This window comes from Isoptericola dokdonensis DS-3, assembly GCF_001636295.1.
GTDB classification, from domain to species: Bacteria; Actinomycetota; Actinomycetes; order Actinomycetales; family Cellulomonadaceae; genus Isoptericola; species Isoptericola dokdonensis.
Genome location: NZ_CP014209.1, coordinates 3,571,959 through 3,594,293, shown reverse-complemented (window position 1 = coordinate 3,594,293; position 22,335 = coordinate 3,571,959). Strand labels below are relative to the sequence as shown.

The 22,335-nt window shown below is 75.8% G+C and carries 16 protein-coding genes; 11 read left to right on the top strand and 5 right to left on the bottom strand.

What is annotated here, in order from left to right:
- The first annotated feature begins 121 nt into the window (after positions 1-121).
- The 3 genes from I598_RS16405 to I598_RS17510 all read left to right on the top strand — a co-directional run bounded on the left by I598_RS16405 (position 122) and on the right by I598_RS17510 (position 5,026).
- Entirely contained in the window at positions 122-2,224 is a 2,103-nt protein-coding gene (locus I598_RS16405; protein ID WP_068204236.1) for an N-acetylmuramoyl-L-alanine amidase, read from the top strand.
- A 73-nt stretch (positions 2,225-2,297) separates the two neighbouring features.
- Positions 2,298-3,620 carry an LCP family glycopolymer transferase gene (locus tag I598_RS16400; protein WP_232314204.1) on the top strand — a complete coding sequence of 441 codons (1,323 nt, stop codon included), beginning with the start codon at positions 2,298-2,300 and terminating at the stop codon, positions 3,618-3,620.
- 5 nt (positions 3,621-3,625) lie between these two features.
- Complete coding sequence (locus I598_RS17510) at positions 3,626-5,026, top strand: LCP family protein (RefSeq protein WP_083973643.1); 1,401 nt, start codon at positions 3,626-3,628, stop codon at positions 5,024-5,026.
- A 61-nt stretch (positions 5,027-5,087) separates the two neighbouring features.
- Here I598_RS17510 and purE read toward each other — a convergent pair whose 3' ends face one another.
- Entirely contained in the window at positions 5,088-5,609 is a 522-nt protein-coding gene (purE, locus tag I598_RS16390; protein ID WP_068204234.1) for a 5-(carboxyamino)imidazole ribonucleotide mutase, read from the bottom strand.
- Entirely contained in the window at positions 5,609-6,766 is a 1,158-nt protein-coding gene (locus I598_RS16385) for a 5-(carboxyamino)imidazole ribonucleotide synthase (protein ID WP_068205382.1), read from the bottom strand. Before I598_RS16385 ends, purE begins: the two co-directional genes overlap by 1 nt.
- Before the next feature lie 167 nt (positions 6,767-6,933).
- On the opposite strand from I598_RS16385, the gene I598_RS16380 reads away from it, so the two are divergent.
- The gene (locus I598_RS16380) at positions 6,934-7,428 is read left to right on the top strand and encodes a GtrA family protein (protein ID WP_068204232.1); all 495 of its coding nucleotides are present in this window, start codon (positions 6,934-6,936) and stop codon (positions 7,426-7,428) included.
- Positions 7,429-7,446: 18 nt separating this feature from the next.
- Here I598_RS16380 and I598_RS16375 read toward each other — a convergent pair whose 3' ends face one another.
- Together I598_RS16375 and I598_RS16370 are read right to left on the bottom strand one after the other, a co-directional pair.
- The gene (locus I598_RS16375; RefSeq protein ID WP_068204230.1) at positions 7,447-8,790 is read right to left on the bottom strand and encodes an ATP-binding protein; all 1,344 of its coding nucleotides are present in this window, start codon (positions 8,788-8,790) and stop codon (positions 7,447-7,449) included.
- A 6-nt stretch (positions 8,791-8,796) separates the two neighbouring features.
- Complete coding sequence (locus tag I598_RS16370) at positions 8,797-9,483, bottom strand: response regulator transcription factor (protein WP_068204228.1); 687 nt, start codon at positions 9,481-9,483, stop codon at positions 8,797-8,799.
- 142 nt (positions 9,484-9,625) lie between these two features.
- Here I598_RS16370 and I598_RS18310 point away from each other — a divergent pair, with 142 nt between their 5' ends.
- The 6 genes from I598_RS18310 (at position 9,626) to I598_RS16340 (ending at position 20,074) form a co-directional block, all read left to right on the top strand.
- On the top strand, positions 9,626-10,984 hold the full coding sequence (locus I598_RS18310; protein ID WP_068204226.1) for a sensor histidine kinase: 1,359 nt from the start codon (positions 9,626-9,628) through the stop codon (positions 10,982-10,984).
- A complete protein-coding gene (locus I598_RS16360) occupies positions 10,981-11,652 on the top strand; it encodes a response regulator (RefSeq protein ID WP_068204224.1) in 672 nt (223 codons plus the stop codon). The genes I598_RS18310 and I598_RS16360 overlap by 4 nt, the downstream gene beginning before the upstream one ends.
- A 169-nt stretch (positions 11,653-11,821) precedes the next feature.
- A complete protein-coding gene (locus I598_RS16355; RefSeq protein WP_068204223.1) occupies positions 11,822-12,634 on the top strand; it encodes an ABC transporter ATP-binding protein in 813 nt (270 codons plus the stop codon).
- The gene (locus tag I598_RS16350) at positions 12,634-15,198 is read left to right on the top strand and encodes an ABC transporter permease (RefSeq protein WP_068204221.1); all 2,565 of its coding nucleotides are present in this window, start codon (positions 12,634-12,636) and stop codon (positions 15,196-15,198) included. The genes I598_RS16355 and I598_RS16350 overlap by 1 nt, the downstream gene beginning before the upstream one ends.
- 112 nt (positions 15,199-15,310) lie before the next feature.
- Positions 15,311-19,630 carry an FtsK/SpoIIIE domain-containing protein gene (locus I598_RS16345; RefSeq protein ID WP_068204219.1) on the top strand — a complete coding sequence of 1,440 codons (4,320 nt, stop codon included), beginning with the start codon at positions 15,311-15,313 and terminating at the stop codon, positions 19,628-19,630.
- A 195-nt stretch (positions 19,631-19,825) separates the two neighbouring features.
- Positions 19,826-20,074 (top strand): WhiB family transcriptional regulator, encoded by a 249-nt coding sequence (locus I598_RS16340; RefSeq protein WP_068204216.1) that lies wholly within the window; start codon positions 19,826-19,828, stop codon positions 20,072-20,074.
- A gap of 62 nt (positions 20,075-20,136) precedes the next feature.
- Here I598_RS16340 and I598_RS16335 read toward each other — a convergent pair whose 3' ends face one another.
- Complete coding sequence (locus tag I598_RS16335; RefSeq protein ID WP_068204214.1) at positions 20,137-21,612, bottom strand: sensor histidine kinase; 1,476 nt, start codon at positions 21,610-21,612, stop codon at positions 20,137-20,139.
- 72 nt (positions 21,613-21,684) lie between these two features.
- On the opposite strand from I598_RS16335, the gene I598_RS16330 reads away from it, so the two are divergent.
- Positions 21,685-22,185: a DUF2505 domain-containing protein gene (locus I598_RS16330; protein WP_068204212.1), complete on the top strand. Its 501-nt coding sequence runs from the start codon at positions 21,685-21,687 to the stop codon at positions 22,183-22,185.
- Positions 22,186-22,335: the final 150 nt, after the last annotated feature.

Here is a 22,335-nt window from a genome sequence, read left to right as displayed (position 1 = left end):
GAACTCTGGGGGCGCCCACGGTCGGATCCCGGGGGCTCGCCGGTCCGACATGTCGCGCCTGGCGGGAAGGTCCGGGTCGCCGGTGCGTCGGTGCCCGAGGCGACGTACTGTCCTCCCCGTGATGCGCATCCCCCGCCCCGGACGCGTCGGCGTCGCCGCCGCCGTCGGCCTGCTGACGACCGCCCTCGTGGTCCCGCCGGGCGCGCAGGCGGCGCCCGGGCCGGTGCCCGCCACCGTCGCGACGACCGACGACCCCGTCCCGGCCCCGCCCACGGACGCGACCGGCGACGCGATCCCGGTGACCCCGCCCGCCGCGGAGCCCGTCGAGCCGAGCACCGAGGAGGCCGGGTTCGTCCCCGACGAGCTCGTCGAGGACGCCGGCACGACGGCGCGCACCACCGCCGCGGCCCGCAAGGCCGCCGCCGACGGCGAGCCGCTCGTCGCGACCGCCGCCGTCGTGGGCTTCGGTGTCGTCGGCGTCACCTGGACGGGCGACGTGGACCCCGCGGCCCTCGTCGTCGAGGTCCGCACGAGCACCGACCCCGCCGCCGACCCCGCGGTCGACGCCGGCTGGTCGGCCTGGGAGGAGACGCAGGCCGAACCCTCCCCGGACGGCACCCTCGACGGCACCGAGCCGGTGCTCGTGGGTGACGTCGCGCAGGTCCAGGCGAGGGTCACCGGGGACGCGGCGGGCGTCGTGCGCGACCTCGCCCTCGCCGTCGTCGACCCGGGCACGTCGGCGGCCGACGACGACGTGGCGGCACCGCCGACCGAGGTCTCCCCGTCCGGCGCGGCGGTGGTCGCCGCGGCGGTGCCCACCGCACCGACCATCGCGACCCGTGCCGCCTGGGGCGCCGACGAGTCGATGATGACCTGGAGCCCCCGGCAGGGCTCGATCCGCGGCGCGACGATCCACCACACCGCCGGGACGAACAGCTACTCGTCGGCGCAGGTGCCCGGCATCATCCGCGGCATCTACGCCTACCACGCGAACACCCGCGACTGGGGCGACATCGGCTACAACTTCCTCGTCGACAAGTTCGGCCGCGTCTGGGAGGGTCGCGCCGGCGGCATCCTCAGCCAGACGATCGGCGGGCACGCCATCGGTTTCAACACGAACACCACCGGGGTGTCGGTGCTCGGCAACTACGACCTCGTCCAGCCGTCGGCGGCGTCCGTGTCGGCCGTCGTGCGGCTCACGGCGTGGAAGCTCGCCCTGCACGACGTCCCGGCCACCGGCACCACCACCATCGAGGGCAAGCGGTTGCCGCGCATCCTCGGTCACCGTGACGTCGCGGCCACCGCGTGCCCGGGCCGCTACCTCTACCCGAAGCTCGGCGAGATCCGCCGCCGGGCGCAGGCCGCGCAGGACGCGGCCCCCCGGCCCGTCGTCAAGGACGGCACGCTCGTGCGGAGCCCGTCCGGCGATGTCGCGCTCGTCGAGGCGGGGCGCCGGCACGCCACCTGGTGCTCCACGGCCGCGCACTACGGCCTGAGGTGCGGCGGCGCCGCCACCGTCACCGCCACGCAGTGGAACGCGCTCAAGCCCGGCGGCCGCCTCCGGCAGACGGTCCGCACCACCGACGGACGGCTGTTCCGGGTGGTGGACGGCGTCAAGCGCGAGGCGTTCGACACCGCGTCGCTGAAGCGCGCCGGGCTGCTCACCACGACCGTGACCATGTCCGCCACCGCGCTCGAGCGGCTGCCGTACCGCGACCCCGTGGTGCGTCCCGGCGTCGTCGTCACCAACCGCGACAACGGCAACACCCGCCTCGTCACCTCCGGGCTGCGGCACGGGTACATCGGCGACGCGATCCGGCAGAACACCCCCCTGCGCGGCCTCCCCTTCGGCTACCTGGACGGCGCCAGCATGGCCCGCATGACCAAGACCACCAAGACGACGGGCGTCGTGACGAGGCCGGGCAAGACCTTCGTCGTCACGACGAAGGGCCTCCTGCGCGTCGACCGCTCCGGGGCGCTGCGCGCCCGGACCCAGAAGCAGGCGTGGGCCACCGGCGTCACCTCGAAGATCTCGAAGGTCTCCCGGCCCTCCCTGGTCGTCCTGCGGGTCCGCACCAAGGACCAGCTGTACGTGCTGCGCGACGGCGTCCTGCGACCGGTCACCGCGAAGCGGGCCCGCCAGCTCAACGGCGGCACGGCGCCCCGCGTCCACGTCGTGGTGAAGCTGACCAAGCAGCAGTTCCCGGTGGGCAAGCGCCTCTGACCGACACAGGACCTCTACGTCACCGGCGCGGGTACGCAACAGGCCGGACTTGCGCGCCCTCTATGCTCGCTCCGTGAATCGCACGCCCGCCCGCCACGTGGCGCCCGCCGACGCCCCCGCCAAGGGGCCCGCGCACGCACGCTCGCTGACCGGCCGGCCCGTCCTGCGCGCGGTCGGCCTGGTCACCACCGCCGCCCTCGTGTTCGTCGGGGCCGGGATCGGCACCGCCGCGGTCACCCTGACGGGCAACATCTCCGCGGTGGACGCCGAGGCCGCCCTCGGGACGGACCGCCCCGAGAAGGCGGAGCCGAGCGACCCGAACGCGGGCGAGGCGATCAACATCGTGCTGCTCGGCTCGGACTCCCGCGAGGGCGCCAACGCCGCCGCGGCGGACGACGGCACCGAGGGCGCCCGCGCGGACACCACGATGATCATGCACATCTCCGCGGACCGGTCCCGCGTCGAGCTGCTCTCCATCCCCCGTGACACCACCGTCGACATCCCGTCCTGCCCGACCACGGGCGGCGAGCAGACCCCCGAGCTGTACGGCACGAAGTTCAACGCCGCCTTCGCGCAGGGCGTCATGTACGGCGGCGACGTCGAGTCCGGGGCGCTGTGCACCATGCGGACGATCGAGGAGATCACCGACGTCTACATGGACGGTTTCATCGTCGTCGACTTCTCCGGGTTCCAGAAGATGATCGACGCGCTCGACGGCGTCGAGATGTGCATCGCGAACGACATCGACGCGCCCAAGGCGGACCACCTCGTGCTGTCCGCCGGCGTGCAGACCCTCGACGGCGAGACCGCGCTGAAGTACGCGCGCGCCCGCACCGGCAAGGGCCTCGGCGACGGCTCCGACATCGGACGCATCGGCCGCCAGCAGGAGCTCATGGCGGCCCTCGCCCGCACCGTGCTCGGCCAGAACCTGCTCACCGACTCGCCGCAGCTCCTGCAGTTCCTCGGCGCCGTCACCGGCTCGCTGACGATGAGCAGCAACTTCGCCTCCGTGACGGGACTCGCCGGGCTCGCGTACAGCGCCCGCGGCGTGCGGCCTGACACGATCGCCTTCATGACGGCGCCGTTCATGTACGACCCGTCGAACCCGGCGAACGTCATCTTCACGGAAGAGGCCGCCCAGGTGTGGGAGAACATGGACAAGGACCGTCCGCTCAGCGACGCCATCGCCGTCGAGAAGAAGAGCAAGAAGAAGAAGGACGCCGACGCGTCGGCGTCCGCCGGGGCCACGGACGAGCCCACCGAGGACGCCGCCGCCGAGCCGACGGCCGAGCCGACCTCCGAGACGTCTGCCGAGCCCACGCCCACCCCGACGCGCACCCGCGACGCCGGCGAGGAGGCGTTCACGAGCGCCGACGTCACCTCGGTCTGCGGGTGACGGGCATGAGCGACGAGCGACGCATCCCGCCCTCCTTCACCCCGGCCGGTGGCCGCAGCTCCCGGCCGTCGTCCTCCGGCGACGCGATCTCCGTGGGCGGCGGCACCGGGTCCGCCCCCCGCCCGACCGGACGCGTCGGCCGGCGCGACGACGCCGTGCCCCTGGACGGCCACGAGCCCCGCGTCCGGCGGCAGTCGTCCCGCGAGGTCCCCGTGTCGTCCGCGGACCGCTCCGGCGGGGCGCGGCAGTCGTCGAGGCAGGCCGCGGCGGCGAGCCGCCCGCCCCGGTCGTACCCGCCCTCGCAGCGCCCGGCCGGCCAGCCCCCGGCCCAGCGACCCGCCGCGCAGCAGCCCGCCGGGTCCCGCCAGGGAGCCCCCGCGCAGCGACCGTCCTCCCCGCCGCCTCCCCGGAACCCCGGCAACGGCGGCACCGCCGCGGCCGCCGGCCGGCCGGGTGGGTTCCGCGTCCGCAAGGGCCGCGTCGCCGCGCTCGTCCTCGTGGCGCTGCTCGTCCTCGTCCTGGCCTGGCCGATCGGGCTGATGGTGTGGGCCAACGGCAAGGTGCAGCACGTCGACGCCCTGTCCGGCGCCGACGGCACCCCCGGCACCACCTACCTGCTCGCCGGGTCGGACAAGCGCGGCTCGGGCGGCGTCGACGACGACACGTCCGGCGCCCGCACCGACACGATCATGGTGCTGCACAAGCCGCGCAGCGGTCCCGTCGCCCTCATCTCGATCCCCCGCGACACCTACGCGGAGATCCCCGGCGAGGGCATGAACAAGATCAACGCGTCCTACGCGTGGGGCGGGCCGCCCCTGCTCGTCGAGTCGGTCGAGCAGCTCACGGGCCTCACGGTCGACCACTACGCCGAGGTCGGCTTCGGCGCCCTGGAGGACCTCGTGAACGCCGTCGGCGGCGTCGAGCTCTGCTACGACGAGACCGTCAAGGACAAGCGCAGCGAGCTGAACTGGAAGGCCGGCTGCCACGAGGCCGACGGCGCGACCGCGCTCGCGTTCTCCCGGATGCGCTACTCCGACCTCCAGGGCGACATCGGCCGCGCCGAGCGCCAGCGGCAGGTCATCGCCGCGGTCTCCGCGGAGGTCGTGCAGCCGGGCGTCCTGCTCAACCCCGTCAAGCAGGTCGCGCTCGTCGACGCCGGCACGGGCGCCCTCGTCGTCGACGAGGACACCGGGATCTTCAACCTCGGCCAGCTCGCCCTCGCCTTCCGCTCCGCGACGGGCCCCGAGGGCGTCACCGGCACCCCGCCCATCGCGGACCCCGGCTACAACGCCGGCGACGGCAGCGGCTCCACCGTCCTGCTCGCCGACGACGCCGACGCCTTCTGGGTGGACGTCCGCGACGGCGACCTGGAGCCCGGCACCACCGTCGGCGGCCTCGACGGCTGACGGCGGTCCAGGTCCGGGTGGAAGGTCTCCGCCCGGCCCGCGAGTACGCCGACCGGCCAGGTCAGGCTCCGGAGCGAGCAGCCCGCAGCCGCGCACCCTTGGCGTGGGCGACGTCGCGCAGGTTCTCCTGGAAGGTCACCATGCGCTCGCGCAGCGCGAGGGACTCGGCATCGGTGCCCGCGCCGAGGATCTGCGCGGCGAGCAGGCCTGCGTTGCGGGCGCCGCCGATGGAGACGGTCGCGACGGGCACGCCCGCGGGCATCTGCACGATGGACAGCAGCGAGTCCATGCCGTCGAGGTGCTTGAGCGGCACCGGGACGCCGATGACGGGCAGCGGCGTGACGGCGGCGAGCATGCCGGGCAGGTGCGCGGCTCCCCCGGCGCCGGCGATGAGGACGCGCAGCCCACGACCGGCGGCCTCCTGGCCGTACGCGATCATCTCGGCCGGCATGCGGTGCGCGGAGACGACGTCGACCTCGGAGGTGACGCCGAGCTCGTCGAGGGCGTCGACGGCGGCCTCCATGACGGGCCAGTCGGAGTCCGACCCCATGACGACACCGACGACGGGTGCGTTCGCGCTCATCAGTCCTCCTCGTTCGGCGGCGTCTCGCCGCGCAGCAGTGCCGCCGCGGCGGCGGCCCGGCGACGGACGGCGGCGAGGTCGTCGCCGCTGACGTTGACGTGGCCGAGCTTGCGGCCGGCACGGATGCCCTTGCCGTACAGGTTGACGCGGGCCTCGGGGTAGCGCTCGCCGACGGCGGGCAGCGCGTCGGTGAGGCGGTCCAGGGTGGAGCCGAGGACGTTCGCCATGACGGTCCAGCGGGCGACGGGTTCGGTGGCCCCGAGTGGCAGGTCGAGCACGGCGCGCAGGTGCTGCTCGAACTGGCTGGTGACGGCCCCGTCGATGGTCCAGTGCCCGGAGTTGTGGGGGCGCATCGCGAGCTCGTTGACGAGCACCTCGGGGGTGCCGTCGGCGCCGGGCGCCTCGAACATCTCGACCGCCAGGACGCCGGTGACGTCGAGGCCCTCGGCGATGGCGACGGCGGTGTCGCGCGCGGCGGCGGCGAGGGCGTCGTCCAGGTCGGGCGCCGGGGCGATCACCTCGGCGCACACGCCGTCGCGCTGCACGGACTCGACGACGGGCCAGGTGCGCACCTCGCCCGACGGGCGGCGGGCGACGAGCACCGCGAGCTCACGGGTGAACGGCACCTTGGCCTCGACGAGCAGCTCGGGGCCACCGGCGGCGTGCGCGTCCAGCCAGTCGTCGACGTCGGTCGCGGCGGTGACGACGCGCACGCCCTTGCCGTCGTAGCCGCCGCGGGCGGTCTTGACGACGGCGGCGCCGTCGGGTGCGTCGGCGAGGAACGCGGCGAGGGCGTCCCGCGCGGCGTCCGGGTCGGACGGCAGCGCGGCCCAGCGGGGGCACGGCGCGCCGAGCTCGGTGAGGCGGCGGCGCATGACGATCTTGTCCTGCGCCTGGACGAGCGCGTGCGGGCCGGGCCGCACGGGGGTGCCGTGCTCGACGAGGTCGGCGAGCAGGGTGTTGGGGACGTGCTCGTGCTCGAAGGTCAGGACGTCGGCGGCGGTGCCGCCGGCAGGCGCCACGAGCGCACGGATGGCCGCCTCGTCCGCGGCACCGCCCACCGGGGCGTCGACGACGACCTGCGCGGCGGACGTCGTGGCGTCCTCCACGAGGACGCGCAGGTGGACGCCGAGCTCGGCGGCGGCCGGGGCCATCATGCGGGCGAGCTGGCCACCGCCGACGACGGCGACCACGGGTGCTGCGGGGGAGGTCACGGACGTCGAGGATACCGGGCCGGGCCGGGCCGGTCCCCATCGGTCGTCGTGGTCCGGGCGCGGACGACCGCGCGGAGGGTGGACGCGGTGCGCCCGCTAGGGTGTGCCGCATGTCGGAGCACAGGCCCCCGGACGCCGCCGTCACCCCGCGGCCCTGGCCCGTGCGCGTCGTCGCGGAGGTGTGGCGGCGGCGGGTGGAGCTGCTGCGCTTCGGCACGGTCGGCGGCGTGGCCTACGTGGTCAACCTGGCCGTGTTCAACCTGCTGCTGCACGGGCCCGCCCCGTTCGACGTGATCTCCCACAAGCCGGTGACGGTGAACGTGATCGCCGTGGCCGTCTCGACGCTCGTCGCCTGGCTCGGGAACCGGTACTGGACGTTCGCCGACCACCGCACCACGCGACGCGGGAGGGAGCTCGTCGAGTTCGGCCTGGTCAACATCGGCGGGCTGGTGATCTCGTCGGCCTGCCTGGCGTTCTCCCGCTACGTCCTCGGCCTCGACTCGCCGCTCGCGGACAACGTGGCCGCGAACGGCGTCGGCCTCGTGCTGGGGATGGTCTTCCGGTACGTGATGTACCGCAAGGTCGTGTTCCGCGGCGCCCGCTGACGTCGCGGGCGCGGCGGGTCAGTCGTCGCTGTGGTGCAGCCAGCCGCGGCGGCGTCCCCGCGAGGAGATGGTGGTGCCCGGGGGCAGCACGACACGCGGGTCGAGGGTGCGGGGCACCCCGGACAGGAAGATGCGGAACACGGGCGGGCGGCGCTGCGCGAGCTCGAGGCGTCCGCCGTCGGCGGCGACGAGGTCGCGGGCGAGCGCGAGTCCGAGCCCGGTGCTGTTGCCCGTGGTGGCGCCGCGCTCGAAGACGCGGGGGGCGATCTCGTCGTTCACGCCGGGGCCCTCGTCGGTGACCTCCAGGGCGAGCGCGCCCTTGGCGCCCGGCGGGCGGGAGCGGACGGTCGTGGTCCCGTCGCCGTACTTGAGGGAGTTCTCCAGCAGGGTCGCGATCACCTGGGCGAGCGCGCCGGGGGTGGCGAGCACCCGGTGCTCCTCGGCCACGTCGACGACGAGCTCCCGTCCCGCCTGGGCGAAGGTGTCGGCCCACTCCTCGTACTGCTGGCGCACGACGTCGGCCAGCACGACGGCCTCGGTGGTGCCGCCCTGGGACCGGCGCGAGGTGGACAGCAGGTCGTCGACGACGGCGACGAGGCGTTCCACCTGCTCCAGGGACACGCGGGCCTCCTCGACGACGGCGTCGTCGTCGGAGGTGAGCATGATCTCCTCGAGCCGCATGGACAGCGCGGTGAGGGGGGTGCGCAGCTGGTGGGACGCGTCCTGGGCGAACTGGCGCTCGGCCGCGAGGCGTCCGGCAAGCCGGTCGGCGCTGCGGGCGAGCTCGGCGGCGACGAGGTCGATCTCCTCGACGCCGGAGGGTTCGAGGGTGGGCCGCACCTGCCCCGAGCCGAGCTGCTCGGCCGACGCGGCGAGGTACACCAGGGGTGCGGAGAGCCGGTTGGCCTGCCAGACGGCCATGGCGATGCCCGCCCCGATCGCGACGACACCCGCCACGACGACCAGCGCGACGATCTGCGCCGCCTTGACGTACACGCCCCACGCGGACACCTCGAAGGACACCCAGGCGCGGTTGTCGGTCTCGGCGGCCTTGACGATCGAGGGCTGCCGCGGCTCGCTGCCGTAGGTGAGCAGCTCGCCGTCGGGCATGCTCACCGTGACCAGGGCGGGCAGGTCGCCCTGGCGCCCCTCGGACGCCCGGGCGAGCTGGTCGTCGGTGGGTCGCTCGCCCCGCTCGACGGTCCGCTCGAGCGTGCGCACGAACGAGTCGACGCGGTCGGAGACGCGCTGCTCCTCGATCGCGACGACGTACTGCGCGCCGAACATGCCCAGCGGGACCCCCAGGAGGATCACCGCGACGGCGACCGCCGAGATGGTCGCCAGCAGGACGCGACGGCGCACCGGGCGTCAGGCCTGCTGGCCGAGCTCGAACCGGAAGCCGAGGCCGCGCACCGTGGAGACGTAGCGGGGCGCGTTGGCGTCGTCGCCGAGCTTGCGGCGCAGCCACGACACGTGCATGTCGAGCGTCTTGGTGGAGCCGACCGGGTCGGAGCCCCAGACGTCGCGCATGAGGGTGTCGCGCACGACGACGGAGCCCGCGTTGCCGACGAGCACCTTGAGCAGGTCGAACTCCTTGGTGGTCAGGTGGAGCTCGCGCTCGCCCTGGAACGCGCGGTGCGCGGCGACGTCGACGCGGACGTCCTGCGCGCGCAGCTCGTCCTCCTCCACCGTCTCGCCGTGGGTGCGCCGCAGGAGGGCCCGTACGCGGGCGAGCAGCTCGGCCAGGCGGAACGGCTTGGTGACGTAGTCGTCGGCGCCGGCGTCGAGGCCGACGACGAGGTCCACCTCGTCGGCGCGGGCCGTGAGGACCAGGATCGGGGTGCCGAGGCCGCGTCCGCGGATCTCCCGGGCGACGTCCAGGCCGTCGATGTCGGGCAGCCCGAGGTCCAGGACGACGATGTCCGCGTCTCCGGCGTGGTCAACGGCTCCTTGACCAGTTCCTTGCACGACGACGTCGTAACCTTCACGCGTCAGAGCCCTTGCCAAAGGCTCGGCAATCGCCGGGTCGTCCTCGGCCAGCAGTACGTGGGTCATTCCCTCATGCTAGCGGCACAGACCCTGGTCATCGCACGTCGCCACACGCCGGGTTCGTCACCCTGAGGTGGGACGTCGCGCGCACCGCACGTCCCACCACGGACTGACGCGCGAGGCGACCGCACCTGCCTAGGGTGACCGCATGGGGTGGTACGGACGCGTCGTGCGGTGGGTCGAGCAGCACCCGTTCGTGCTCGACGCGACGGGCACGGCGGCGTTCGCCTTCTTCGTCGCGGTCACCGCCACGGACCTCGCCGGCTCCGACCGGGGCCCCGCCACCGTGCTCTGGTCCCTGGCCACCGTCGTCCCGCTCGCCTGGCGACGCGTGCGGCCGGTCCACTCCGCCGTCGCCGTGTACGCCGTCGCGCTCGCCCACCTGCTCGCCGGGTTCCCCCTGCTCCTGCCGGCGGACGCCGCTGTCCTGGTCGCGCTGTACTCCGTCACGGTCTACGGCCCTCGCTGGGCGCACCGCACGGCCATCGCCTCCACGATGCTCGGTTGCCTCCTGCTGGCCACCGTCGTCGGCCTCGCCGACGCACCCGAGACGCTCGGGTTCCTCGCCCTGCTGCCCGTCACCGTGTTCCTCGGCAGCCTCGCCGTCGCCGTGTGGGCGTTCGGCCTGACCCGGCGCTACCGGCGACTCACCGTGGAGACGCTGCGCGACCGCGCCCGGCGGCTGGAGGTCGAGCGCGACCAGCAGGCCCGGATCGCCACCGCCGCCGAGCGGGCCCGGATCGCCCGCGAGATGCACGACATCGTGGCCCACTCCCTGTCCATCGTCGTCGCGCAGGCCGACGGCGGACGCTACGCGGCCGAGCAGGACCCGGCGGCCGCGACCCGGGCGCTCGGCGTCATCTCCGAGACCGGCCGGGCAGCGCTGGCCGACATGCGCCGCCTGCTCGGCGTGCTCCGCGACGACCCCCAGGTCGCCGGCGCGGCACCGGGCGGCACCGCGGCCCTCGCCCTGCCACCGGGTGACGTCCCGGCCCTGTCGGCCGGGAGCCGCGAGGCGACCGGCCACGCCACCGCGTCCGGCGCCCCGCTCGCCCCGCAGCCCGACGACGCCGACCTGGAGGGTCTCGTCGCCCAGGCCAAGGACACCGGGGCGCGAGTCTCGCTCGTGCGGGTCGGCACACCCCGCCGGCTGCCCCCGGGGGCGGGACTGACCCTGCACCGCGTCGCCCAGGAGGCGCTGAGCAACGTCCGCAAGCATGCCGGGCCCGACCCACGCGTCACCGTCGTCGTGCGCTGGGAGGCCGACGCCGTGGTCCTGGAGGTCTCCGACGACGGCCGCGGCGCCTCCGCCGGGGGCACGACGCCCGGCTACGGGCTCGTCGGCATGCGCGAGCGCGCCACGATGTTCGGCGGCAGCGTGACCGCCGGGCCCCGGCCCGGGGGCGGCTGGCGGGTACGGTTCACGATGCCGCTGCCCGGCGCCTCCCTCGCCGCCGCGCACCAGTCCGAGCAGGCCGAGCACACCGAGACCCAGGAGCCCGCATGACCGACCCGGTGCGCGTCGCGCTCGTCGACGACCAGCAGCTCGTGCGTGCGGGCTTCCGCATGGTCATCGACTCCCAGCCGGACCTCACGGTGTCCCTCGAGGCCGGGGACGGCGCGCAGGCGCTGCGGCTGCTCGCCGACCACCGGGTCGACGTCGTCCTCATGGACGTCCGCATGCCGACCATGGACGGGCTCACGGCGACGGCACGGCTCACGGCGACCCCGGACGCGCCCCGCGTGGTCGTGCTCACGACGTTCGACCTCGACGAGTACGTGCTGGAGGCCATCCGTGCGGGCGCGTCCGGGTTCCTGCTCAAGGACGCCCCGCCGGAGGAGATGCTGGCGGCGATCCGCACGGTCCACCGCGGGGACGCCGTCATCGCGCCGTCCACCACGCGCCGGCTGCTGGAGCACCTCGTCACGGCGATGCCCGCCGCCACCGCACCGGCCCAGCACGACGCCCTCGCCGGGCTGACGGACCGCGAGCGGGAGGTGCTGGTGCTCATGGCCCGCGGCCGCTCCAACTCCGAGATCGCGGCGGACCTGTTCGTCGCGGAGGCCACGGTCAAGACCCACGTCGGCCGCGTCCTGGCCAAGCTGGGGGCGCGCGACCGCGTGCAGGCCGTCGTCACCGCCTACGAGGTCGGGCTGGTGCGACCCGGGTCCTGACCAGGGACCTCCCCGACCCCGGTCGGGGTCCGTGTCATCCCTGAGGATGACCTGGACGCCTCCAGGACCAGCCCCCGGACCGACGACGCGGGCCCGCCCGCCTCCGTAGCGTCGGTGGTGTCATCGGCTCCCGTCGCGGGGCCACCAGCACCAGACCGTGGAGACACCCGTGGACACCACCGTGTTCGTCCCCCTCGACGACGGCGCCGCCGGCGCCCCGAGCCCCGCCGTGCGCGCCCGCACCCTGACCAAGACGTACGGGTCGGGAGAGGCGCAGGTCCGCGCGCTCGACGGCGTCGACGTGGACTTCGCGACCGGTCGCTTCACGGCGATCATGGGCCCGTCCGGGTCCGGCAAGTCGACGCTCATGCACCTGCTGGCGGGGCTCGACACCGCCACGAGCGGGCAGGCCTTCCTCGGCTCGACCGACGTCACCTCGCTCGGCGACAAGGAGCTGACGCGGCTGCGCCGCGACCGCCTCGGGTTCGTGTTCCAGCAGTTCAACCTGCTGCCGATGTTCACCGCCGAGCAGAACATCACGCTGCCGGTCGAGCTCGCCGGCGGCACCGTGGACCGGCCGTGGTTCGACACCCTGGTCCGCACCCTCGGCCTGGAGCGGCGCCTCACGCACCGCCCGAGCGAGCTGTCGGGCGGCCAGCAGCAGCGCGTCGCCATCGCGCGCGCCCTCATCGCCCAGCCCGAGGTCGTGTTCGCCGACGAGCCCACCGGCAACCTCGACTCCCGCTCCGGGGCCGAGGTGCTGAGCTTCCTGCGCCGCTCCGTGCGCGAGCTCGGCCGCACCATCGTCATGGTCACGCACGACCCGGCCGCCGCCGCGTACGCCGACCGCGTCGTCCTCATCGCCGACGGCCGCATCGCCGGCGAGATCAGCGACCCGACGCCCGAGGCCGTCCTCGCCGGGCTCGACGCCCTGCGCTCGCTGGAGACCCCGGTGGCCGACGACGCGAGGGTGGGTGCCTGATGCTGCGCATCACGCTGGCGCAGATGCGCTCCAGCGCGGGCCGCCTCACGGCAGCCGGTGTCGCCATCCTCATCGGCACCGCGTTCGTCACCGCCACGCTGCTCGCCTCCGGGATCATCACCCGCACCACGTACGACGCCGTCACCGCCCGCTACGCCGACGCGGACCTCGTGGTGACCGCCACGTACGACGAGCCCCTGACCGCCGCCGAGGTCGACGCGGTCTCCGACCTCGACGACGTCGAGGCGACCGCCGTCATGGACCAGGTCGGCGTCGCCCTCGTGGGCGGCTCGCGGACCGTCTACCAGTCCGTCGTGGCGGCCGTCGACGAGTCGCTGCAGCCGCTCGAGGTCGCCGACGGCACCCTGCCCGCCCAGGACGACGAGATCGCGCTGCCGGCCGACGTCGCCGAGCGGCTCGGTGCCGACGTCGGGGGCACGGTCGCCGTCGAGACGTGGGTCTCCGACGACGACGGCGGCCGGTCCGTCACCCGGCCGATGACGGTCGTCGGGATCGTCACCGACCCCGCGGGCGCCTACATGACGACGGGCGGGGCGGCCGCCGTCGCACCCGCCACGTTCGATCAGTGGCTCGCAGACCAGAACGGCGGCGAGGCCACAGCGACCGAGCTCGCCGTGGCGCTCGCCGACGGCACGGACGTCGAGGCCGCCCGCACGGACGTCGCCGCCGCTGCTGGGGGGGCGTCACGCGAGGTCGTCACGACCGATGAGCGGGCGGAGCGGGTGACCGCGGAATTCACCGGCGGCCAGGACCTCCTGTTCCTCGTCTTCACGCTCACGTTCGCGGCCATCGCGCTGCTCGTGGCGGGACTGGTCATCGCCAACACCTTCCAGGTGCTGGTCGCCCAGCGCACCCGCACGCTGGCGCTGCTGCGCTGCGTCGGCGCCGACAAGCGGCAGGTCTCGCGCAGCGTCCTCACCGAGGCCACGATCCTCGGTGTCATGGCGTCGGTCGGCGGCGTGCTGCTCGGCATCGTGCTCGGCCAGGGCGCCCTCTGGGTCGCGCACGCGCTGGACGTGCCGGTGCCGCTGCCCGACGCGATCTCCCTCACCTGGCAGGCCGTGGTGCTGCCGGTCGTCGTCGGCACGCTCGTCACGGTGCTGTCGGCGCTCGTCCCGGCCCGGGCCGCGACCCGGGTCGCCCCGCTGGCGGCGCTGCGGCCCGCCGACGCGCCCTCCGCCGCTCGCGGCGCCGGCAAGGCCCGCCTCGTGCTGTCCCTGCTCGCCACCGTCACGGGCTTCGCCCTGCTCGCCGCGGGTGCCGCGCTCGGTCTCGCGGACCAGCCCGAGACGGGCCTCCTCGCCGGGTTCACGGGCGGTGCGCTGTCGTTCGTCGGCGTGGCGGTCGGCGCGGTGTTCTGGCTGCCGAAGGTCACCTCGACGGCCGTCCGGCTCGTCGGGGCCTCCGGGCCCACGGCCCGCCTCGCCGGTGCCAACACGCTGCGCAACCCGCGGCGCACCGCCGCGACGTCGACGGCGCTGCTCATCGGCGTCACCCTCGTCGCGACGATGTCGACCGGCGCCGCGAGCGCCCGCGCGTCCCTCACGTCCGCCCTCGACGAGCAGTACCCCGTCGACGTCGTGGTGAGCTCCGCGGAGTACGACGCGACGGGCAACCCCACGCCTCTTCCGGACTCGCTCGTCAGCGAGGTCGCGGGGGTCGACGGGGTCGCCCGGGCCGTACCCGTGACCACGATCGCCCCGCAGATCTCCTGGCCCGGCGCCGAGGACGCGCCGTACCAGCCCGAGGCCGTCGGGGTCGACCCCGGAGCCGGTCGGGACGTCGTCCGCAACGACGGTCTGTCCGAGCTGGCCGCCGGCACGATCCTGCTGCCGAGCTGGTCGGGGCTGCCGACCGGTCCCGACGCGCCCGCAACGGTCACGGTCACCCTGGGTGACCAGAGCCTGGAGCTGCGCGCCGTCGTTGCACCGGTGGAGACCTGGGGCGCGGTGCTGAGCGCCGCGGACGTGGCCACCCTCACGGGGGGTGCGTCCGCGACCGGCCTGTGGATCGGCGTCACCGACGTGTCCGCCGCGGGCGACGTGGTGCCGACGGTCCAGGACCTCGTCGCCGACTCCGGGGTGGTGGCCGACGTCAGCGGCGCGGCCGTGGAGCGGGCCAGCTTCGAGCAGGTGATCGACACGCTCCTGGCCATCGTGCTCGGGCTGCTCGCGGTCGCGGTCGTCATCGCCCTGATCGGCGTGGCGAACACGCTGTCGCTGTCGGTCATCGAGCGTCGCCGGGAGTCGGCGACGCTGCGGGCGATCGGACTGTCCAAGGCCCAGCTGCGCGGGATGCTCGCGATCGAGGGCCTGCTCATCGCCGGGGTCGGTGCGGTGCTCGGCATCGCCCTGGGCCTGGTGTACGGATGGGCCGGTTCGGCCGCCGCGCTCGGCATCATGGGCGACGTGGCGCTGGCCGTGCCGTGGCTGGACGTCGCCCTGGTGCTGCTGGTCGCCGTCGTCGCGGGTCTGGTGGCCTCCGTGGTGCCGGCCCGGACGGCGCTGAAGGCCTCCCCGGTGGAGGCGCTGGCCGCCGAGTAGCCCCGGCAGGTCGCGCGAGGCCGGCACCCACCCGGGTGCCGGCCTCGCGTGGTGTCCACAGCCCTGTGGACGACGCCTGCGCCGCGCGGCCCGCGGCGGCAGGCTCGTCCGCATGCCCGTCCGCGTCACCATCGTCCCCGGCGAGGACGTCGAGCTGCCCGACGGCGCCCGGCTCGGCGACCTGCGTCCCCGCCTCGCGCGCCTCGTCCGCCGTCCCGAGCTCGCGCACGCACCGCTGACCGCCGACGGCGTGCCCGTCCACGACGACGACCGGGCGGGACGGCGCCCCCTCCTGCCGGGCGCCGTGCTGCGGGTGGGCCCGCCCGCCGCCGACCCGGACCTCGAGGCGCTGCGCAGCCCGTGGTTCGTGGCGGTGGCCTCCGGCGCGGCGGCGGGCGACCTGCTCCCCCTGCGTCCGACGGCTCCCGTCGTCCTCGGCGACGTCCGCGTCACCCTCGGCCGCCGGGGCCGGCCCCGCGTGGCCGCGCCGTGGGCGCGCCGGGCGCGCACCGTGCGGGTCACCGTCACCGGTCGCCGCCGGCTGCTGCGGGGCCCGTCCCACCGCTGGCCGCCCGGTGACGTCCTGGAGGTCGCCGGGACCCGCTACACGATCCACCGGTCCGGCGACGTCGCCGCGACCCTCACGCCGCCGCCGGGGCCGGCGGAGCCCCCGACGCTGCTGCGCCCCGGGACGGCCGTCGCCGGGCTCGCCCCCGTCGTCGTGTCCGTGGCCCTGGCCGTCGCGCTGCGCCAGCCGCTGTACGCGCTGTTCTCCCTCGTCGCGGTGGTGACCCTCGCACCGCAGGTCGTCGCGCACCTGCGCCACCGTCGGCGCGCGGGCGACCCGCGTCCCCCGGCCCCCGGGAGCGCGCCCGGTTCGACCACTGCCCGGTTCGCGGCCCTGTGCCAGGCGTCCGACGGCGCCTGGCGCGACGTCCTCGACGCCGTCGCGCGCCGCGCACGCGACACCGGCGGCCCGGCCGCCGCACCGACGCTCCCCGGCTCCCTGCCCGACGGCTCCCTCGTCGTGACCGGCCCGGCCGACCTCGCGCGGGCCGCGGCCCGGGCCGTCGTGCTGGACCTCGCCGGCGCCGGTGCCGCCGTGCACGTCGTCGGGCCCGACCGTCCCGCCTGGTCGTGGTGCCGCTGGCTCACCCGCCCCGGCGAGCCGGGCGCCGGCGACGTGCTCGTCGTCGACGGCCTCGACGACGCGGCCGCCGTCACCGCCGACGACGCCGTCCGGCGCGGCGCGACCGTCGTCCTGCACCTGCCGGACACCGGCGGCCGGCCCGCCCCGGCGTGGTGCCGCGCCACCCTGCACGTGCTCGCCGACGGCCGCGCCCGCCGCACCGCGCCCGACGGCACCGACGGCACCGACGAGACCCTCCCGCTCGCCGGGGTCACGACGGCCCGCGCCGAGCGCACCGCCCGCCGGATCGCCGCGGCCCGCGCTCTCGGTCGCCGCGCCACCGACCTCGCACCGTCCGGGACCGGGGCCGCCCCCGGCCCGCCGGGGACGGACGACGCCGTCGATCCCGCCACCGCCTCCCTGCCCGGCGTCGTCCCGCTCGCCGGTCTCGTCGACCTCACCGACCCCCGCAGCGCCTGGGCACGCCCCGGCGACTGGTCCGTCCCGCTCGGCGTCGGCGCGGGCGGCGACCCGGTGCGGTTCGACCTCGTCGCCGACGGCCCGCACCTGCTCGTCGCCGGCACCACCGGATCCGGCAAGTCGGAGCTCCTCCAGTCGCTCGTGCTCGCCCTGGCCGCCACGCACTCCCCCGCCGACCTCGCCCTCGCCCTCGTCGACTTCAAGGGCGGCGCGTCGTTCGGCCGCTGCGCCGACCTGCCCCACGTCGTCGGTCAGGTCACCGACCTCGAACCGGGGCTCGCGGGGCGCGCCCTGGCCGGGCTGCGCGCCGAGCTGCGGCGACGCGAGCACGTCCTGGCCGGGCACCGGGCCGCGTCCGTGGCCGACGCCCCGCCGGGCACGCTGCCGCGCCTCGTCGTGGTCGTGGACGAGTTCCGGGCGCTCGCCGACGACCTGCCCGAGTTCCTGCCCGGCCTGCTGCGGGTGGCCGCGCAGGGCCGTTCGCTGGGCGTGCACCTCGTGCTCGCCACCCAGCGGCCCGCGGGCGCCGTGGGCGCCGACGTCCGCGCCAACGTCTCGGCCCGCGTCGCGCTGCGCGTCGTGGACGCCGCCGACTCCCACGACGTCGTCGAGGACGCCGCGGCCGCCCTCATCCCCGTCACCGCCCCCGGGCGGGCCGTCCTGCGGGTCGGGGCCGGCGCCCCAGTGGTGCTGCAGTGCGCCCGTGCGGCGCTCCCCGCGGCCGACGGTCCGGTCGTGCGACGAGCGGCGGCCTGGCACCGGATCCCCCGCCCGGACGGGACGGGCGTGCCCGCGGCAGACGCCGCCCCGTCCCGCGACGTCGTGGGTGACGTCGTCGCCGCCCAGGTCGCCGCCGCCCGCACCCTCGGGCTCGGTCCCGGCCCCGCGCCGTGGTTGCCCGCGCTGCCCGGCCGGGCGACCGTCGCGGACCTCCCCGCGGGCGAGGACGCCGTCGCGGGCGCGCTGCCGGTCGCGCTCGGCGACGACCCCGACCGCCAGCGGCGCGTCGCCGTGCGGTGGGACCCGGCCGACGGCCACCTGGCCGTGGTGGGTCGCGCCCGCTCCGGGCGCAGCACCACGCTGCTCTCCCTCGCCACGGCCGCCCTCGCGCGCGGCTGGCACGTGCACGCCCTCGTCCCGCCCGCCGGCGCGGGAGCCTGGGACGCCGTGCGGAGGCACCCCGGCTTCGGCACGCTCGCCGGGCCCGACGACCCGCGCCGCGCCCGCCGGCTGCTGCGGCTCGTCGCCAAGCGGCCGGCCGCACCCGCCGGGCCGGTGCTCGTCGTCGTCGACGGCGTCGAGGAGCTGCGTGCGGCCATGTCGTCGCACGACCCGTGGGACCCGCTGACCGTCGCCCTCGCGGCGGGCGGCGCCGCCTTCGCCCTGACGGCGGACGGAGCCACGGTCGGGGGCGTCGCGGCGCGGGTCGGTCCGCGGCTGGTCGCCCTCGGCACGGACCGGCACGCCGACGCCGTGCTCGGCGCGCCGTCCGACCTCGCCGGCACGGGCGGGCCGCCCGGCCGGGCGGTCCTGCTCGGTGCCGGTGAGCCGCGGGCGTGCCAGGTGCTGCTGCCGGACCCCCTCCCCGCGGTGGGCGTCCCGACGGCGGCCGACCCGGTGACACCGCCCGTGCGGGTGCGCCCGCTGCCCGACGCCGTGGCCCACCACGAGCTCGCGGCCGCCGCGCGGCCGGCCACGACCCGGGACGGCGGGAGGCCACGCGCAGGGTGGGTCGTCGTCGGCATCGGGGGCGACGCCGGGGAGCCCGTCGGTCTGGACGTCACGGACGGCGCGCTCGTCGTGGGGCCGCGCGGGTCGGGCCGCACCACGACGTTGCGCACGATCGCCGCGGGCGCCGACCGCGCCGGACGACTGGCGGCCGTCGTCGCCCGCGACCCCGCGCTGCGCGCGCTCGCCGGGAGCGGGAAGGCGTTCGACCCGACGGCAGCGGGCGTGCGGGCCCTGCTGGACCTGCTCGCCGCGGGACCCCCCGCTCGCGCCGCAGGCCCGCCCGGTGAGGTCGACGACAGGCCGGTGGCGCGAGGCGGGCGGCCGGTGCTGGTCGTCGACGACCTCGACGCGCTCACCCAGCTCTGCCCCGTCGAGGCGGACCGGCTCGGCACCCTGCTGACGGAGGTGGCGCTGGTCGCGGCCACCACGACGCAGGGTGCGCTGCTGGCGCACCGGGGACCGGTCGCCGAGCTCCGTGGCCGCCGCACCGGGGTGGTGCTCGGCCCCGGTGAACGCGGTGCGGACGAGGTGCTCGGCACCGCGCTCGGGGAGGTCGCCGATCCTGGCCCGCCCCGCCCCGGACGGGGCGCGCTCGTGTCTGCGGGGCGCGTCACGCCCGTGCAGGTGGCGTCAGCCGGCGGTGTGCTCGACGACGCGCCGGGTCAGGAGCGCGACGACGACGAAGCCGGCGAGCACCGCGGCCAGGACGCCGCCGAGCACGGCCCAGAGCGCGCCGCTCGTGAGCAGGGCGAAACCGATGAGCACCTGGAACACCTGCCAGCCCATGATCACCGCGCGGCCGCTGCGGCGGCCGTGCCACACGGCGCGGGCGCAGCCCGCGAGGAGCACGGCCAGCGCCAGGAAGAAGACGACGACGAAGACGCTCACGCCCACGTTGGACGAGCCACCGCCCACCAGCTCGACCGCGACCGCGGCGGCGAAGACGATGAAGAAGGCGGCCTCGAGGCCGACCACCGCGACGACCGCGGCGACGATCCGGGGGCGTCCGGGACCGGTCGGCGGGGCGTCGGGCACGGCGGTTTCGGGCATGGGCGCGAGGATACGTCGTCCGCCGAGATCTGTGCAGTGTGATGGATCCCTCAGGGTTCACGCGGTAGAAATGTGACCGTAACCCCTTGTGCCGGGGTTCACGAGGTGTGACCCTGGTAGGCAGATCCCACCCCCCGGAACACCCGGGCCATCCGGACCAGGACACGGCGGACTCCCCCTTGAGAAATCTCCTCACGGGCGCGCGTCCACGTCCTGGTCGAGACCAGAGGAGATGACATGGACTGGCGCCACAAGGCAGCCTGCCTCGACGAGGACCCCGAGCTCTTCTTCCCCATCGGCAACACCGGCCCCGCCCTCATGCAGATCGAGGAGGCCAAGGCCGTGTGCCGCCGCTGCGACGTCGTCGACACCTGCCTCAAGTGGGCCATGGAGTCCGGCCAGGACGCCGGCGTCTGGGGCGGCATGAGCGAGGACGAGCGCCGCGCCCTCAAGCGCCGCACCGCTCGCGCGCGCCGCGCCGGCTGACCGCCGACCCACACCTCACGAACGCCCCCCGCGCCCGGCGCGGGGGGCGTTCGTCGTCCCGGTCAGCGGTGCGCGTCGCTGCGCAGGTCCAGCTCGACGACCACCTCGGTGCCCCCGCCGTCCCGGGGCCGCCAGTCGATGCTCCCCCGCAGCTCGTTGGTGACGAGCGTGCGCACGATCTGCGAGCCGAGGCCGCTGCTCGAGCTGCGACCGAGCTGCTCGATGCCGTCCGGCATGCCCTCGCCGTCGTCCGCCACGACGATCCGCAGGGAGTCGCCGTCCCGGCCCACGTCGATCGTGACCGTCCCCGACTCGCGGTCGGGGAAGGCGTGCTCGACCGCGTTGGTGACCAGCTCCGTGAGGACCAGCGCCAGCGGGGTGGCGTCCTGGGCGGGGACCATGCCGAACGAGCCCGACTGCTCGGTGCGCACCCTCGTCCGGGTGGAGGCGACGTCGGCGGCCAGGCGCAGCGCCCGCTTGAGCATGTCGTCCAGCTCGACCTGCTCGTCGAGGTTCTGCGACAGCGACTCGTGCACGAGGGAGATCGTCGCGACACGGCGCATCGCCTCCTCCAGCGCGGCGCGCGCCTCGGGCACCTCCATGCGGCGCGCCTGCAGCCGCAGCAGCGCCGCGACGGTGGCGAGGTTGTTCTTCACCCGGTGGTGGATCTCGCGGATGGTGGCGTCCTTGGTCATGAGCTCGCGCTCACGACGACGCAGCTCGGACACGTCCCGGCACAGCAGCACCGCGCCGATGCGCTGGCCGTGGTCCGTCAGCGGCAGGGCCCGCAGGGACAGCGCGACCCGGCCGGCCTCGATGTCGGTGCGCCACGGGGCCCGGCCCATGACGACCAGCGGCATGGACTCGTCGACGGTGTCCTGCTGCTCGACGATGCCGGCCGTCACCTCGACGAGCGACTGCCCCACGAGCGGCCCGATGACGCCGAGGCGGTGGAAGCACGACAGGGCGTTCGGGCTGGCGTACAGCACCTCGCCCTCGGAGTTGAGCCGGATCAGTCCGTCCCCGACGCGGGGCGCGCCCCGGCGGGGACCGGTGGCGGCGTTCGGCGACGGGTACTCGCCGCGCCCGACCATGGCGAGCAGGTCGTCGGCGGACTCGACGTAGTTGAGCTCGAGCCGGCTGGGCGTGCGCCCGGAACCGAGGTTGGTCTGCCGGGCGACGACGGCGACCGCGCGGCCGCGGTGGACCACGGGCACCGCCTCCTCGCGCACGGCGTACGCGCCGAACCATCGCGGCTCGCGCGAGCGCTGGGCCCGGGCCTCCGTCATCGCGGCGGCGAGCTGGCCCGTCTGCCCGTCGGGGGCGAAGGAGCCGACGACGTCGTCGTAGTGGACGGTCGCGCCGGTGCTGGGGCGGCACTGGGCGCCGGCGACGAACCGGCCGTCGCGGGTGGGCAGCCACAGCACGAGGTCGGCGAAGGCGAGGTCGGAGACGATCTGCCAGTCACCCACCAGGAGGTGGAGCCACTCCACGTCCCCCTCGGCAAGGTCGGTGTGCTCGGCGATCAGGTCACTCATGGCAGACACGTCCCACAGCCTAAGGCGGCCGGGCGCCCGCGCCGCGCCGGGGCCTGCCGGTAGGGTGAGCGGGTGCACCTGACGGTGGAGCTGACGTACGCGGCAGAGGTCGCCGCGGTCGCCGACCTGCTCGCGGACCCCGCGTTCGTGCGGTGGCGCTCGAGCAGGCCGGAGCTGGGGACCGCGGGCCAGGTCGACGTCGCGGGCGACCCCGCGCAGGGCTTCACCGTGTCCCTGCGGCGGACGCTGCCGACGGACCTGATCCCGCAGCACCTGCGCCCCCTGGTGGGCGACCGGGTGGAGGTCCGCCAGACGGAGGCCTGGGAGCCGTGGCAGGCGGGCCGCCTGACGGGCACGGTCGTCGTGGAGTTCACGGGCGCGCCGGTGCGCCTGACCGGGCGCCTCCTGCTCGAGGCGACGGAGGACGGCGGCACCTGTCACCGCTACGAGCTCGACGTGCGCTCCTCGGTCCCGCTGTTCGCGACGGCGGTCGAGGAGGCCGCGGCCACCGCGGTGCGCCGCGCGCTGGACACCGAGGAGCAGGCCGCCCGGGAGTGGCTCGCCCGTCCCTGACGCCGCGCGGCGCACGGGAGGGCTCGCGAGCCCGCCGACCCCAAGGTCACATGTTGGTCACGGAAGCGCTCCCACCGAGCGTCTGACCTGCACAGACGCTCTTTCCTGACATCACGTCACGGTATCCGTCCCACCGAGGGCTTGACGCGG

Excerpts from the sequence above, each read along its gene's own strand:
- I598_RS16405 (WP_068204236.1), top strand. The coding sequence starts at position 122 with ATGCGCATCCCCCGCCCCGGACGCGTCGGCGTCGCCGCCGCCGTCGGC.
- I598_RS17510 (WP_083973643.1), top strand. The coding sequence starts at position 3,626 with ATGAGCGACGAGCGACGCATCCCGCCCTCCTTCACCCCGGCCGGTGGC.
- purE (WP_068204234.1), bottom strand. The coding sequence starts at position 5,609 with ATGAGCGCGAACGCACCCGTCGTCGGTGTCGTCATGGGGTCGGACTCC.
- I598_RS16385 (WP_068205382.1), bottom strand. The coding sequence starts at position 6,766 with ATGATGGCCCCGGCCGCCGCCGAGCTCGGCGTCCACCTGCGCGTCCTC.
- I598_RS16380 (WP_068204232.1), top strand. The coding sequence starts at position 6,934 with ATGTCGGAGCACAGGCCCCCGGACGCCGCCGTCACCCCGCGGCCCTGG.
- I598_RS16370 (WP_068204228.1), bottom strand. The coding sequence starts at position 9,483 with ATGACCCACGTACTGCTGGCCGAGGACGACCCGGCGATTGCCGAGCCT.
- I598_RS18310 (WP_068204226.1), top strand. The coding sequence starts at position 9,626 with ATGGGGTGGTACGGACGCGTCGTGCGGTGGGTCGAGCAGCACCCGTTC.
- I598_RS16360 (WP_068204224.1), top strand. The coding sequence starts at position 10,981 with ATGACCGACCCGGTGCGCGTCGCGCTCGTCGACGACCAGCAGCTCGTG.
- I598_RS16350 (WP_068204221.1), top strand. The coding sequence starts at position 12,634 with ATGCTGCGCATCACGCTGGCGCAGATGCGCTCCAGCGCGGGCCGCCTC.
- I598_RS16345 (WP_068204219.1), top strand. The coding sequence starts at position 15,311 with ATGCCCGTCCGCGTCACCATCGTCCCCGGCGAGGACGTCGAGCTGCCC.
- I598_RS16340 (WP_068204216.1), top strand. The coding sequence starts at position 19,826 with ATGGACTGGCGCCACAAGGCAGCCTGCCTCGACGAGGACCCCGAGCTC.
- I598_RS16335 (WP_068204214.1), bottom strand. The coding sequence starts at position 21,612 with ATGAGTGACCTGATCGCCGAGCACACCGACCTTGCCGAGGGGGACGTG.